Source organism: Roseibium sediminis (assembly GCF_008711325.1).
GTDB lineage: Bacteria > Pseudomonadota > Alphaproteobacteria > Rhizobiales > Stappiaceae > Roseibium > Roseibium sediminis.
The window spans coordinates 21,839-36,072 of sequence record NZ_VXDB01000004.1 but is presented as its reverse complement, the minus strand read 5'-3'; the positions used below and the strand labels follow the sequence as shown (position 1 = coordinate 36,072).

Here is a 14,234-nt window from a genome sequence, read left to right as displayed (position 1 = left end):
TCAAGCCGCCGAGGTCAGGCGGTTGGGTGACAAGAGCACGGCCTGACCTGTGCGGGCGGATTCCTGGGCGGCGAGGCCCATGGCGACGGATTTGCGGCCATCCTCGAGACTGACTTCCGGAGACGCCCGCTCGCCGCGGACTAGGGCAAGGAACTGCTGATGCTGGTAGAAGGTTGACCCGTTGTGGTCTCCGGCCTCCAGCAATTCGGGATCAACCGGGACGTCAATTTGCCGGGGGCCTTTGGGATCACGCGGGCTGACAATGACCTGCGGCACCGGTGGCTCACCCAGATGATCGGGCCAGAAACGACCGGGACCGGGGACAAGGGCCTCGATCTTGCCCTTCGGCCCGACGACACTGACCTCTTCCTGATACCGGGAGCCTTCGGCGAACATGCAGAGTTCGAGCATGGCGCGGGCACCGTTTTCAAAATCGACCAGAACGTAACCATGGTCGAGAATGTCCGGAACTTCGCCGTTGTAGGTCTCATCGAGATGATTGACCGCCTGCCCGGCGGATGCCATCACGCGGACCGGTTCTGATTGCATGATCAGCCGCATGAGATCGAAGAAGTGGCAGCATTTCTCGACAAAGGTGCCGCCGGTGTTGCGGTTGAAGCGGTTCCAGTCGCCGACCTTGGGCAGGAACGGAAAGCGGTGCTCGCGGATCGTGAGCATGCGCACCCCGCCGGTTGCCTCCGCTACCTGCTCCACGAGAGCGGCGATTGGCGGCATGTAGCGGTATTCCATCGCGACCCATACCGGGGCGGGATAGGACTTTGCAAAGGCTGCGACCCGGGCCTCGTCTTCGGGGCTGGTGAAGAGCGGCTTTTCCACCAGCAACGGCAAGGGCCGCTTGCGGCGGATTTCCTCCATCTGGCCGACATGGCAGTGGTTCGGACTGACAATGACAAGGCAGTCCAGATCGGCGATGTCGAGCAGGGCATCAAGGGACGCGACCATTTCGGCCTCAGGCGCAAACGTCTTGGCAATCGCTGCCATTTCCGCATCCGGCTCGAAGATGGCCCGTATGCGCGTGCCATCCAGAAGCGCAATATTGCGCAGATGCTCCTGCCCCATCATCCCGCAGCCGATGATGCCGTAGTTTACTGTCGCGGACATCCAGATCTCCTATTTGAGGCGCTGCACATAAAGCGCCTTGTCCGTGTCAAACCATGTCTTTGAAAACTCGATCGGCTCTGCCCGATCCGACCAGCTCAGCCGTTCGATGTAGCCTGTCGGTGCGCCGCGCGAGAGCGGGAACTCCGGCGGCGCCCAATCGGGTGTCATGCCGATCCCGACCCGGTCCTCCGCCCGTGTGATCCAGAACCCAAGCTGCTTCTGGTAATAGCGGTAAAGGGAATCAGACAGGAGGTGGGTCATCACCTCCCCGGCGCTGCCATCAAGCCAGATTTCCTCAACCGCGATCACCGTGGTGTTCAGGAAGCGAAGGCGGCGGATGCGGGTCCCCCAATTGGCAAGTCCGAACTTCTCCGGCCAATGGGTCACCAGTTTCTCCGGGATCTGCGCTCGTGAGACATCCAGATAAGTTGCTTTCGGCAAACCGCCACCAGAATGCAGCTCCAGCCGGAACATGCCGTAGACGCTTTCGGTCCGCCCGCCATGGCGGATGTAGTTTCCCGACCCTTGGATACGCTCCAGAAGGCCTCTTTTCGTCAAGTCCGCCAAGGCCTTGCGCAACGTGCCGACGGAAATGCCGAGCTGAGCGGCCATCTCCCTCTCGGGTGGAAGACGCTCTCCGTTGATCAGGCGACCGGCTGCAATGTCACGGATCAACAACTCGCTGATCTGGACATAGATCGGCAGCGCATTCGGATTTCTGTTGGCTTCTGACATCCTTACCCATTCCGCTGGGGCAGAAAAAATTGATACACTATTGATCTACATCAATGCGGGTGATACGCAAGAAAAAAAGGCGATCCTTCGGGAGGAAGTTTCAATGACGGTCGTACCGGTCACATCACCGGATCTGGATGCAGCTGAAGTGTCCTGGTTTGCAGCGCTTTGTTCGGACGATTACCAGTTTCTGGGCGTGCCGGACGGAGACCTTCGGTCCTCATGGGCCCATTGCTCCAGCATCGTGAAGAAGGCCGAAAGCCTCGGCTTCCGCAACATCCTGTGCCCGTCGTCCTATCAGGTTGGCCAGGATACGCTGTCCTTCGTGGCCGGCTGCGCGCCGATCACCGACAAGATCAATCTTCTTGCGGCCGTGCGCTGTGGCGAGATGCAGCCGATCATGCTGGCGCGGACCATTGCCACGCTGGATCACATGCTGGAAGGCCGCCTGACGGTCAATATCATCTCTTCCGACTTTCCCGGCGAGCAGGCCGACAGCAAGTACCGCTACCAGCGCTCGCGAGAAGTCGTCGAAATCCTGAAGCAGGCCTGGACCCAGGATGAAATCAACTATGAAGGCGAAGTCTACACCTTCAAGGGCCTGACCACGGACCCGGCTCGTCCTTATCAGACCGGCGGCCCCCTCCTCTATTTCGGCGGCTACTCTCCGGATGCACTGGAACTGTGCGGCCAGCATTGTGACGTCTATCTGATGTGGCCGGAAAAGATCGAGGAACTGGAAGGCCGGATGAAGGCGGTTCACGCCGTGGCTGACCGATATGGCCGCACGCTCGACTACGGTCTGCGCGTTCACATGATCGTTCGCGACACGGAAGCCGAAGCAAGGGAATATGCAGATTACATCGTCTCCAAGCTGGACGACGCCCAAGGCACCAGCATTCGCGAACGCGCGCTGGATGCCAAGTCGCTCGGCGTAAGCCATCAGTCCAAAAACCGCGAGATCGCGGATGAATCCGGTTTCATCGAGCCGCATTTGTGGACTGGCGTTGGCCGGGCCCGCTCGGGCTGCGGCGCGGCTCTGGTCGGTTCCGCAGATCAGGTGATGAGCAAGATCGAGGCATATCAGAAGATGGGCATTCGGGCCTTTATCTTCTCGGGATACCCGCATCTGGACGAGGCCGACCACTTCGGCAGACTTGTTTTGCCAAATCTGAAAACCTGTTCGCTGCCTCATGCGTATGGTCGTGTACCGGCACATACGCCCGCAACACCGCTTGGAAATGGAGTTCGCCGCTGATGCAACGCATCTCGCTGTCCCCGACACTTGAAATGAGCCGCCTCGTCTACGGAATGTGGCGACTGGCTGAGGATACCGATACGTCCGCGGCCCATGTGGAACGCAAGATCCAGACCTGCCTTGATCAGGGGATCACCACTTTCGATCAGGCCGACATTTATGGCGGCTATGAAGCCGAACGTGTTTTGGGGGCGGCCCTGAAGGCCAACCCGGCCCTGCGAGACAAGATGGAGATCGTCACCAAATGCGACATCATCGCGCCGGTCGGTCGTTATGCGGATGCGCCGGGCAAATACTACGACACTTCCCGCGCGCACATTCTGAGGTCGGTTGAAGCATCCCTTTCCGAAATGAACATCGAGACGATCGATCTGCTTTTGATCCACCGTCCCGATCCGCTCATGGACCACAAGGAAACCGGTGCGGCGCTGGATGAGGTGGTCAAGAGCGGCAAGGTGCGCAATGTCGGCGTTTCCAACTTCCGTCCGTGGGACTGGGAGTTGCTGCAATCGGCCATGACCACGAAGCTGGCGACCAACCAGATCGAGATCAGCCTTTCGGAAATCTCGCCCTTCACAAATGGGGATCTTGCCTTCCATCAGCGTCTGGGGACGCATTTGATGGCCTGGTCGCCGCTTGGCGGCGGCTCGCTGATGACCGGAAGCGGCAAGGTGGCCGAGGTGCTGGATGATCTTGCACGCCAATCGGGTGTCGACAGGGCGGCTGTTGCAGTTGCGTTCCTGTTGGCCCATCCGGCGGGGATCATACCGGTGCTTGGTACCAACAATATTGAGCGGATCGCACGGATATCGGACGCCCTCAAGGTGAAGCTGGATCGTCCGTCCTGGTTCCGTCTCTACGAGGCAGCCCTTGGAAAAGAGGTTCCGTAATGAACATGCAGAGCCCGAACCATCCCGTCACGTTTCAGCCCCAGTCCGACAACACGCGTTTGCTGCGTGATGCCTTTGGCCGGTTTGCGACAGGCGTCACCATTGTCACCGCCATGTCGGAGGACGGCCCTGTCGGCATCACGGCGAACAGCTTTTCGTCCGTGTCGCTGGATCCGCCGCTGGTCCTGTGGGCGCCTGACAAGGGCTCGCGCCGGTTCCGCTACTTCGAACAGGCGGAACACTATGCAATCCATGTGCTGTGCAATGAGCAGTCGTCGGTTTGCCACGGGTTTGCGAAGAATGCCCACGCGTTTGACGGACTGGATCTGGAAAAGAACGAGCATGGCGTGCCCTTGATCGAGCATTGCCTTGCCCGCTTCGAGTGCCAGCGGGTAGCGGCCTATGAGGGGGGCGATCACCTGATCGTTCTGGGCCGGGTCCTGCGGGCCGAAATGCGCGAGGGAGACGCGCTGACCTTTTTTGCTGGAAAATTCGGGCAGATCGCGCCGAAATAAGGACGGAGACGGCGGCTCGCTGAGCCCCGTTCATGAGGAGGAGCCCATATGGGGGCATTGCTGGCAGTGGTTTCGCTGCTTGGAGGAGTGAACGCATTTCTGTTGCGTATCGGGCGGGCGATCGGTGTGGTCGCTGTCGCCTTTATGGTCGTTGCGATCCTCGTCCAGGTGTTTTTCCGCTATGTCTTGAACAACGCCCTGCCCTGGCCTGACGAAGCCTCGCGCTTCTGCATGCTGTGGTCTGCGGGGCTTATGGCTCCAACGGCGATGCGGGCCAGCGGGTTTGTCGCAATCGACATGGTCAGCCACCTTCTGCCGACCAAACTGGCGCAGTTGCTTCAGGTTCTACTGTTGAGCCTCAGCCTGCTCGTGCTCGTCGTTGCCTTCCGCATCGGCTGGTCCGAAGTTACGGGCTTTGGTGGAAAGTTCGCGACGGCTTCGCTCTACATTCCGACAAGCTTCGATTTTTCCCAGTGGATGCGCGTTCCGCGCAGCTGGATGATGTCGTCCCTGCTGGTCGGCATCGGCCTTCTGGTGCTGGTCAATGTGGAACTGGTTCTCAGGTCCATCGTGCAAATGCTCGGCGGCAAGGATAGACTCCCCGTGATCGAGGGTGAGGAAATGGCGGGGGCTGAGTGATGCTGGTCTGGTTTCTACCTCTCTTTCTCGTCTTCCTCCTGATCGGCTTCCCGGTCTTCTTCGGCCTTCTGGCAGCCCCGGGCCTGCTCCTTTGGCTGAACGGACAGGAGAAGGACATCACGCTCCTCTATCGCAATGTTTACAATGGGATGGACAGCTTTCCTCTCATGGCGATTCCGTTTTTCATGCTCGCTGGCGAGCTGATGAACAAGGGCGGGATCACATTGCGGCTTGTCGAATTCTCGCAAGCCATGATGGGCCACCTGCGCGGCGGCCTTGCCCATGTGAACGTACTGTCCTCCATGCTGTTTGCCGGATTGTCCGGCTCTGCAGTGGCGGACACGTCCGCGCTCGGGTCCATGTTGATCCCGGCGATGGAAAAGCAGGGCTACACCCGCCGCTTTGCTGCTGCCATTACGGCAGCCAGCTCGGTCATTGGACCGATCATCCCACCATCGGGCATCATGATCATCTATGCGTATGTGATGGGGGAAAGCGTTGCTGCGCTGTTTCTTGCGGGCATTGTCCCCGGCGTCATGGTTGGCATCGGCCTGATGCTGATGGTCAAGTTCATGGCCGACAAGTACGACTTTCCGATCGCCAGCCGCAAGGCAACATGGCACGAACGTGGACAGGCAAGCCTCAAGGCCTTCTTTCCTCTGCTGACCCCGGTGATCATTCTGGGCGGCATTCTCGGCGGGATTTTCACTCCCACGGAAGCTGCGGCGGTCGCCGTTGCCTACGCGCTGTTCATCGGCCTGTTTGTCTTGAAGACCTTGAGGGTGTCAGAACTTCCAGAAGTACTGAACCGGGCCGGGATTACCTCTGCCGTGGTTCTCCTGCTGGTTGGCGCGGCGATGGCCTTCAAGACGGTGGTGTCGCTCTCCCATGCACCGGAGCATCTGGCTGCTTTCATTCTCAGCCTCTCCGAAAACCCGCTGATCCTGCTGTTCCTGATCAATCTGCTGCTGTTTATCGTCGGCATGTTTCTGGATGCGGGACCGGCAATCATCATTCTCGGCCCTATTCTTGGACCGATCTTCCTCAATCTGGGCGTCGACCCGATCCACTTCGCCATCATCATGAGCGTGAACCTGACCATTGGTCTGGCAACACCGCCCATGGGGTTGGTGCTTTTCGTGGCAGCATCCGTTTCCAAGGAACGGGTGGAAACAATCGCCAAGGCGATCCTGCCGTTTCTGGCCGTGGAAATTCTGGTGATCTTCCTGGTCACCTACATCCCCGCGATTTCCATGACCATTCCGCGTTTGACGGGATTTGCGGATTAACCGAGCATTTCAAGGGAGGAACCATGATGCTCAAATCGACACTGAAATACCTGACGGTCGCGGCCATGCTGGCTGGCTCGTCGCTGAGCGCAGTTGCAGCTGACTACACGCTGCGCGCAACAGCCAATTCCAACGAGAACGACGAGGACTATGACGGCCTTGTCGTGTTCAAGAACTATGTGGAAGCCGCCTCCAACGGTGCGATCGCCGTGGAACTCTTCATCGGCACCCAGCTCTGCTCCAACGGTGCAGAGTGTCTTCAGGGCGTCGCTGACGGATCCATCGACATCTATATCTCCACCTCTGGCGGCGCGTCGGGCATCTTCCCGTATGTGCAGGTTCTCGACCTTCCCTACCTGATGGCCGATGACCGTATTGCCGAAGCCGTCCTGCAGGGTGACTTCACCCGCAAGATGCGTGACATGGCTCTGGAAGACTCCGGCGGTGCCGTTCGCCTGATGACCATCGGCAATACCGGCGGCTGGCGCAACTTTGCCAACACCAAGCACCGCGTCGCGAACCCGTCCGACCTTGCCGGCCTCAAGATCCGGACCGTCGTGGCCGATCTGCCGCAGGAACTCGTCAAGGCTCTTGGCGCTTCGCCGACCCCGATTCCGTGGCCGGAACTCTTCACCTCGCTGCAGACAGGCGTTGTTGAAGGCTCCAAGAACGGCATCACCGACATCATGGGCATGAAGTTCCCGGATGCGGGCCTGCAGTATGTCACCCTCGACGGCCACGCCTACATGGGCGCCCTGTGGTGGATGAACAACGAGAAGTTCACCGGCATGCCGGAAGACATGCGCCGTGTTGTCGTCGATGGCTTCTACGCTCTTCAGCAGGCGACCTTCGCTTCGCCGAAGCGCAAGTCCATCAAGGCCTATGAAGACTTCGTCGCCGGTGGCGGTGATCTTTATGTTCCGACACCGGACCAGAAAGCAGCCTTCAAGGACGCTGCTGCTCCGGTTTATGAGTGGTTCAAGGCAAATGTCTCTCGCGGCGACGAGATCTTCACTGCCCTGACCGACGCAGTTGCCAAGGCTGAAGGCGATATCAACGCTGCCCGCGCTGCGGATGTGAAGTAAGCTTCAAACCCTTGCAGGCGGGGACCTCTCCGCCTGCAATTCTTCCGCTCGGGTTCGTCCACTCAGCCTAGCGGAATGGATACATCCAGACCTTGTAGTCGTTGACCAGAATATGCGCCTTGTCGATCTCAGCTTTGGTCATCTTCTTGACCACCTCTTCCAGCGAGATGGCGGCATCCGGATCGCCTCCGATGGCAGAGAGCGTGTACCACATATAAGCGCGGGTCAGATCCGGCGCGGGCATTCCCCGTCCGATTTCGTAATACCATCCAACGCCCGACTGAGCGCCGGGATGCCCTTTCATGGCGCTCCTGAGATACCAGTCGAAGGCTCGCTCGTCGTCGCGTTCCACACCCAGCCCCATGGCATACATCACGCCGATCAGCTCCTCGGCATCCGCGTTGCCGGATCGGGCAGCGGGCCAAAGCTCTTTCATTGCCTCGCCAAACTGCCCTTCTTCCATCAGATCACGCGCCTTTTCGATTTCCGCATGAGCCGGCGCGAGCCACATAAGCACGCAAAGCGCGGCAAGAAGACGAATGGCAGACATTGGCAGGCACTCTCCCTCGGACTGGTTCTGACGGCCTTTGCGACCGCCGCCTCGGCGCAGGCAACCTCCCTGCCCGAGCCACTGACCGCTGACGATTTCCTGTCCTTTGATGAAAAGCAGGCCCGGATCGGTCAGCTTCTCTTTTACGACAGGATCCTGTCCGGCAACAGGAATATTGCCTGCTCCACATGCCACCACCCGGAGTTCGGGACGTCCGACGGGCTGTCGCTCGGCATTGGCGAAGGCGGCGTTGGCCTTGGGCCGACAAGAACTGCTGGTACCGGTGACAGCAGGATCAGGAAGCGCATTCCGCGCAATGCGCCCGGCCTTTGGAATCTGGGCGCAAAGGAGCTGAAAGTCTTCTTTCACGACGGAAGGCTGTCCATTGCCGACACCTTCGAAAACGGCTTCAACTCGCCTGCCGAAGAGTGGCTGCCGACCGGTTTCAACTCGATCCTTGCCACACAGGCGATCTTCCCGCTTGTTGCCCAGTTCGAGATGGCTGGAAATCCGAAGGAAAACGAGATCGCTGGCGCCATCCACGACCGGATTGATGCTGCCTGGCCCATACTCGCCAAGCGCGTGCGCACCATCCCGGCCTATGGAGACATGTTTGTCGAGGCCTTTGACCACATCACGTCACCTGAGGACGTGACAATCACCGAAATCGCCAATGCATTGGCTGCCTTTATGGCGCTGGAATGGACCAGCCATGACAGCCCTTTCGATGCGTATCTTGCAGGCGATGAGGAGGCCTTGAGCCAAGCTGAAAAACGCGGGCTTGATCTCTTTTACGGCAAGGCAAATTGCGCCTCCTGCCATTCGGGCAAGCTTTTGTCCGACCAGCAGTTCCACGCCCTTGGCCTACCGCCTTTTGGCCCCGGACGTACCCGCAACTTCGATCCGATGGTGCGCGATGTAGGGCGGATGGGCGAAACGGACAGGCTGGAAGATGCCTATCGCTTCCGCACACCCATGTTGCGCAATGTGGCGTTGACAGCCCCCTATGGTCACAACGGAGCCTATCCGACGCTGGAAGGCATCATTCGCCATCACCTTGATCCTGATGCCGCATTGGCCAGCTGGACACCGCAAACAGCAGCCCTGCCCGCTGCTCCCTGGCTTGAGGCCATCGACTTTGTCGTGTGGCAGGACCGCTTCGAAATGGAGCGCCAGAGAAGCGTACGCGACGTTACTGCGATGACCTTGACGCAAGGTGAGATCGATGATCTTGTCGCGTTTCTCAATGCCCTAACGGGCACCTCCCTCAAGACACCTCCCTTTGGCGTCCCTCAGTCCGTCCCAAGCGGCCTGCCGGTTGACCAGCCCGATTAGAGTTTTGCCATGACGATCCCCTTCAAGGAGCAGGCCACTGCCCTCTTCCCCGGCATTGCTATTGCCGGACTGGTTGCGATTTCTGCCCAGTTTCTGAATGAACATTACGGCGCCCCGGCCATGTTGATGGCGATCCTTCTCGGAATGCCGTTGAATTTCCTTTCAGAGAAGGGTCAGCGCACCGCAGAAGGCATCGCCTTTTCCGGCAAGACGCTGCTGCGCATGGGGGTTGCCCTGCTGGGAGTTCGCATCAGCATCGAAATGGTGCAGACACTTGGGCTCCCGATGCTGCTTGTCATTGCAGGCGGCGTTGCCGCAACAATCGGCTTTTCCCTGCTGGTGTGCGGGCTGTTCGGTCGGGACAAGCTGTTCGGCTTTCTGTCGGGCGGCGCTGTTGCCATTTGCGGCGCCTCGGCAGCAATGGCAATCGGCTCCATCTTGCCGAAGCGCGAACATGCGGAACGTGACCTTGCCTTCACGGTGATCACCGTGACCGTGCTCTCCACCCTCGCCATGATCATCTACCCGATCATCACCGCCAATCTTGGCCTCTCGACAGAGGCAACCGGTGTGTTTCTCGGCGGCACGATCCACGATGTTGCACAGGTGGTGGGTGCAGGCTTCTCCATTTCAGAAGAAACGGGCGATCTTTCCACACTCGTCAAGCTGATCCGCGTAACGCTTCTGGCTCCGGTCGTCTTCATTGCGGCGCTTATCTTGCGCAACCAGGTTGAACCGGGCACCCAGCGCCCACCGCTGATCCCGACTTTCGTCGTTGCCTTCCTTGTTCTGGCCACGCTCAATTCCTTTGGCTTGATCCCCGAAGTTCTGCGCGATGCAGCAGGTCACATCTCCCGCTGGGCGCTGCTGGCGGCGATTGCCGCTGTCGGCATGAAGACCTCGATCCCGAAACTGCTGGAAGTCGGCGGCCCGGCGATCTGGATGGTCGTTACCCAAACCATCTTCCTCGCCCTCTTCGTGATGGCCGGGATCTGGCTACTGGGATAAACTCGGTCCGCTGTCAGACGATGCGGTTTGCCGCCGGGGCTTTTCATCCCCGGTGGACTGTGAAATATAGCCTGACAGAGAATTCCAGGACCGGTTGATTGCATGAAAGCCGATACCCATTTGTGGCAATTGGCCTTTTGACCGCCGTCCCAAACCCGAAAGCGTCCGATGAAAAGCTACATCACGACCCCGATCTATTACGTCAATGGCTCGCCGCATATCGGCCATGCCTACACGTCGATTGTTGCCGATATCATGAAGCGCAATCGCAGGGCGCTGGGGTATGACATGATGCTGTCCACCGGCGTGGACGAGCACGGGCAGAAGAACCAGGAAGCGGCAGCTGCTCTGGGCATGGAGGCAATTGCCTATCTCGACATGCGCTGCAAGGAATTCCGGGAAGTCTTCGACCTCTTCGATGTCGACTACGACTATTTCGTGCGCACCAGCCGCGACGCCCACAAGGCGGCGGTTGCCAGCATGGAACAGACGATTTTCGACAAGGACCTGATCGTCAAGAAGGAATACACCGGCAAATACTGCAAGGGCTGCGAGGAGTTCAAGCGCGACAGCGACCTGACCGAAGACGGCGACTGCGGCCTTCATCCGACGATGAAGATCGAGGAATCCAAGGAGATCAACTACTTCCTCAAGATGGAGCCCTTCCGCGAGAAGCTGCTGCAACACATTGAGGATCACCCGGATTTCGTCCAGCCGAACGCTTTCCGCAACGAGCTGAAAAAGATGCTGGCCGAGCCGCTGGAAGATCTTTGCATCTCCCGGCCAAAGTCCCGCGTCACGCTTGGTGTTGAACTGCCGTTCGATCCCGACTTTGTCACCTATGTCTGGTTCGATGCGCTTGCCAACTACCTCACCACCATCAACTGGCCGGAAGGCGACTATTCTGCCTGGTGGGCCGAGTGCGAGCATCTGATCGGCAAGGACATCCTGAAGCCGCACGGGGTCTATTGGCCGATCATGCTGATGGCCGCCGGTCTTCCCCTGCCCAAGAAACTCTCGGTCCACAGCCACTGGACCGGTGAAGGCGGCATCAAGATGTCGAAGTCCATCGGCAATGTGGTCGATCCGAACGAGGTGATGGACCTGATGGGCGTCGACGCTCTGCGCTGGTACCTCGCCCGTCACATGCGTGCCGAGAGCGATAGCCAGATCTCTGTCGAGCTGATCCGCCAGACCTACAACAGTGAGCTGGGCAACAAGATCGGCAACCTTCTGTCCCGCGTCGCGAAGTTCTCCAACAAGAACTTTGACGGCAAGGTTCCGGTTGCGGGCGCGCTGACTGGCGAAGACGAAGCCTTGCGGAAACTGGTTCTGGAGGCAGCTGCCGGGTTTGGCGAATGGATCGACATGCCGGACATTCCGGCCCGCATTCAGGCCATCGTCGCGGCGGCAGATGCTATGAACGAGTATATCGACCAGCAAGCCCCATGGTCGCTGTTCAAAAACGAAGACACCCGTGAGCGCTGCGCCACGGTTCTGTATGTTACGCTTGATTGCCAGCGCGTGCTGTTTGAAGCCCTGCGTCAGGTGATCCCCGGATCAGCGGAGAAGGCACTTGCGATGTTGAACGCACCTGCGCCAGCTTCTCCCTGGAAAGCGGAACTCGACAAGCTGCCAGGTGGCAATCCGCTGGGTGAAATCGACTCCCTCTTCCCGCGGGTCAATGCTCCCGAGGCCTGATCGAAGGGTCGCGTGTCAGAATGTTTTACGGCGGGTCTTTTGGCCCGCCGTTTTTCGTTTGCAGACGGCTCGCTGCAAATCGCCTTGACAATTTCTCCCCGCCATCCCACATCTGACGACGGTCGCAGGCACCCGCCTTCCGCATGCCTTGAGCAATGGTGAAGCCCTGACGCAGAAACACTCTGTTGAACACACCGCGTCTTTTGCGCGGATGGCAACGCGGATCCCATCCTCTCTCGCACCAATGACGCGACAGTGGAGCAGAGCTATGACCCAGACCATACACCTTCTGACCCTGAATGATGCCAAGGCACAGGCAAAGCGGCTTCGGACGCAATTGCAGTCGGACGGCACCGATATCAGCCACAGCAAATCGCTGGAGCTTGTTGCCAGCCAACATGGCTATCGCGACTGGAACACGTTTCATGCCGCGATTGGCAACCAGCCGCGCGCGCTGGTCTCCCTTGGCGACAAGGTCAGCGGGATTTATCTCGGCAAGTCCATCAGGGGAACGGTCGTGTCGCTGGAAACCCTGAACAAGGGTGGCTGGAAAAGAGTTGGAATTGAACTCGATACACCCGTCGATGTGGTGACGTTCGACAGCTTTTCGTCCTTCCGAAAACGGATCAACGCCACCATTGGTCCAGATGGCAGGACAAAGGAAAAGACCTCAAACGGTCAACCGCATCTGGTCCTGAACCTTTAACACCAGCATCGGGTCCGTCTCCCCGGCGGGCCCGTATGTTGTGCGTTTCAAAAGCAAATGTAATACCCTTGCCCTTAAGCCTTTTCAGTCACTGATGCTGCTTTGCTTTTCCTTTTTAGCTCGGAAGCTACTAAAAATGACTGCCGAGAAAAGATCGCAACGAATATACTGAAGATCAGCAGCAATATGGGCACCCGCCCGCTTATTACGGTCAAAACCGCATCGACCATAAACAAGGCAAAGAGAGCTGCAATTGCAAATCTGAGGTTCATAAAAACAAGAGCTGCCAAGAGCCAATAAGCACCCAAATTATATATTAATTCCTCCGAAACAGGAAAAAACATAAGCGCCAAAACTGTCTTTACTAACACGATCAGAACAAGAACGTTTTTCGATTTATCTAAAAAACCAAGCTTAGAATATTCTTCAGCTTCCTTCTGAATTTCTTCTTTGGACGCAATCCAACTCATAACACCTCCTATTTTTTACCCCTGAGGCTCAAATACGCGCTTTCAATTCCTTACGACGAGGAAACTCACCTCGTTCAGCAGAACTCCTAGGGCAAGATTTTCGCAGTTCCAAGCGACAATCATTGTTACGCTCCAAAAACCTTGTTGAATAGACTTGGTAGGTATCCTGCTACCGTATCAATTGTTGCGGAGATAATGGTGAAGGGCAGCCGGGACTGCGGTTTGTTTACATTGGAAATGAGAATCAGCTTGAAGATGCGCAACAGTCGGCGACATTCTCCTCATGTGGAGATTTCGATACACTAAATCCTCGCACAGAGCGTTTTGAACCAGATGAATTGGCTAACGGATCGAAAGTGTAATACCCCCTAAGACAACTTCGGCAAAACGTTCGTCTTCTTCACCACACCATAGGCAAAACTGGTGTCTATCGAGGCAATGCCGCCGATCGTGTGGATACGGGCGCGGACGAAGTCCTCATACCCCTCCAGATCCGGCACGAGCACACGAAGCTGATAGTCGATGGCGCCGGTCATGACGTGGCATTCCAGAACCTCGTCGATCCGCTGGATGTGGCTCTCGAACCGCTGCACATCTTCCTCGTTGTGCCGCTCCAGCTTTATCCGGACAAAGACCGTGACTGGCAGGCCGTAGGCCTTTTCGTCCACTTCCGCCGAATATCCCCGAATGATACCCGCCTTTTCCAGATTGCGCACACGCCGCAGGCATGGGGATGGGGAAAGACTCACCTCATCGGCCAGTTCCTGATTGGTGATGCGTCCATTGCGCTGCAGCGCGCGGATGATCTGGCGATCCTTGCTGTCCATTTTTCACCTGACTGGCAGTTTCTGCCAATTTTTAAGAGCATAAAGGCGAAAATAGCAAGCACCTGCCCTTCGGAGTTACCTATAATTTCCTTCACCGACTGGAG

General features: G+C 58.0%; 15 protein-coding genes. 10 read left to right on the top strand and 5 right to left on the bottom strand.

The annotated features are described in order from the left end of the window. Positions 1-1,122: a Gfo/Idh/MocA family protein gene (locus F0155_RS05100; protein WP_150523411.1), complete on the bottom strand. Its 1,122-nt coding sequence runs from the start codon at positions 1,120-1,122 to the stop codon at positions 1-3. A 9-nt stretch (positions 1,123-1,131) separates the two neighbouring features. Continuing rightward, positions 1,132-1,857 carry a GntR family transcriptional regulator gene (locus F0155_RS05095; protein ID WP_150523410.1) on the bottom strand — a complete coding sequence of 242 codons (726 nt, stop codon included), beginning with the start codon at positions 1,855-1,857 and terminating at the stop codon, positions 1,132-1,134. Positions 1,858-1,960: 103 nt separating this feature from the next. On the opposite strand from F0155_RS05095, the gene F0155_RS05090 reads away from it, so the two are divergent. From F0155_RS05090 to F0155_RS05065, 6 genes are read left to right on the top strand one after another with little or no spacing between them, the layout of a single operon-like run. Continuing rightward, the gene (locus F0155_RS05090; protein WP_150523409.1) at positions 1,961-3,115 is read left to right on the top strand and encodes an LLM class flavin-dependent oxidoreductase; all 1,155 of its coding nucleotides are present in this window, start codon (positions 1,961-1,963) and stop codon (positions 3,113-3,115) included. Next, positions 3,115-4,005, top strand: coding sequence for an aldo/keto reductase (locus F0155_RS05085; protein ID WP_150523408.1), 891 nt, complete (start codon positions 3,115-3,117; stop codon positions 4,003-4,005). Before F0155_RS05090 ends, F0155_RS05085 begins: the two co-directional genes overlap by 1 nt. Beyond that, on the top strand, positions 4,005-4,520 hold the full coding sequence (locus F0155_RS05080) for a flavin reductase family protein (RefSeq protein WP_150523407.1): 516 nt from the start codon (positions 4,005-4,007) through the stop codon (positions 4,518-4,520). Before F0155_RS05085 ends, F0155_RS05080 begins: the two co-directional genes overlap by 1 nt. A gap of 48 nt (positions 4,521-4,568) precedes the next feature. Further along, a complete protein-coding gene (locus F0155_RS05075; RefSeq protein WP_150523406.1) occupies positions 4,569-5,159 on the top strand; it encodes a TRAP transporter small permease in 591 nt (196 codons plus the stop codon). Then, the gene (locus tag F0155_RS05070) at positions 5,159-6,448 is read left to right on the top strand and encodes a TRAP transporter large permease (protein ID WP_150523405.1); all 1,290 of its coding nucleotides are present in this window, start codon (positions 5,159-5,161) and stop codon (positions 6,446-6,448) included. Before F0155_RS05075 ends, F0155_RS05070 begins: the two co-directional genes overlap by 1 nt. 26 nt (positions 6,449-6,474) lie before the next feature. Continuing rightward, a complete protein-coding gene (locus tag F0155_RS05065) occupies positions 6,475-7,533 on the top strand; it encodes a TRAP transporter substrate-binding protein (RefSeq protein WP_150523601.1) in 1,059 nt (352 codons plus the stop codon). Positions 7,534-7,600: 67 nt separating this feature from the next. Here F0155_RS05065 and F0155_RS05060 read toward each other — a convergent pair whose 3' ends face one another. Further along, positions 7,601-8,083 (bottom strand): tetratricopeptide repeat protein, encoded by a 483-nt coding sequence (locus F0155_RS05060; RefSeq protein WP_192913758.1) that lies wholly within the window; start codon positions 8,081-8,083, stop codon positions 7,601-7,603. Here F0155_RS05060 and F0155_RS05055 point away from each other — a divergent pair. The 4 genes from F0155_RS05055 to F0155_RS05040 all read left to right on the top strand — a co-directional run bounded on the left by F0155_RS05055 (position 8,024) and on the right by F0155_RS05040 (position 12,833). Then, a complete protein-coding gene (locus tag F0155_RS05055) occupies positions 8,024-9,418 on the top strand; it encodes a cytochrome-c peroxidase (protein ID WP_150523404.1) in 1,395 nt (464 codons plus the stop codon). The two genes, F0155_RS05060 and F0155_RS05055, sit on opposite strands and share 60 nt — an antisense overlap. A gap of 9 nt (positions 9,419-9,427) precedes the next feature. After that, positions 9,428-10,426, top strand: coding sequence for a YeiH family protein (locus F0155_RS05050; protein ID WP_150523403.1), 999 nt, complete (start codon positions 9,428-9,430; stop codon positions 10,424-10,426). Positions 10,427-10,594: 168 nt separating this feature from the next. Next, positions 10,595-12,127, top strand: coding sequence for a methionine--tRNA ligase (gene metG / locus F0155_RS05045; RefSeq protein WP_150523402.1), 1,533 nt, complete (start codon positions 10,595-10,597; stop codon positions 12,125-12,127). A gap of 268 nt (positions 12,128-12,395) precedes the next feature. After that, positions 12,396-12,833, top strand: a complete 438-nt coding sequence (locus F0155_RS05040; RefSeq protein ID WP_150523401.1) for a glyoxalase superfamily protein — start codon at positions 12,396-12,398, stop codon at positions 12,831-12,833. Positions 12,834-12,907: 74 nt separating this feature from the next. Here F0155_RS05040 and F0155_RS05035 read toward each other — a convergent pair whose 3' ends face one another. Then, positions 12,908-13,303: a hypothetical protein gene (locus F0155_RS05035; protein WP_150523400.1), complete on the bottom strand. Its 396-nt coding sequence runs from the start codon at positions 13,301-13,303 to the stop codon at positions 12,908-12,910. 368 nt (positions 13,304-13,671) lie between these two features. Beyond that, positions 13,672-14,130: an Lrp/AsnC family transcriptional regulator gene (locus F0155_RS05030; protein WP_150523399.1), complete on the bottom strand. Its 459-nt coding sequence runs from the start codon at positions 14,128-14,130 to the stop codon at positions 13,672-13,674. Positions 14,131-14,234: the final 104 nt, after the last annotated feature.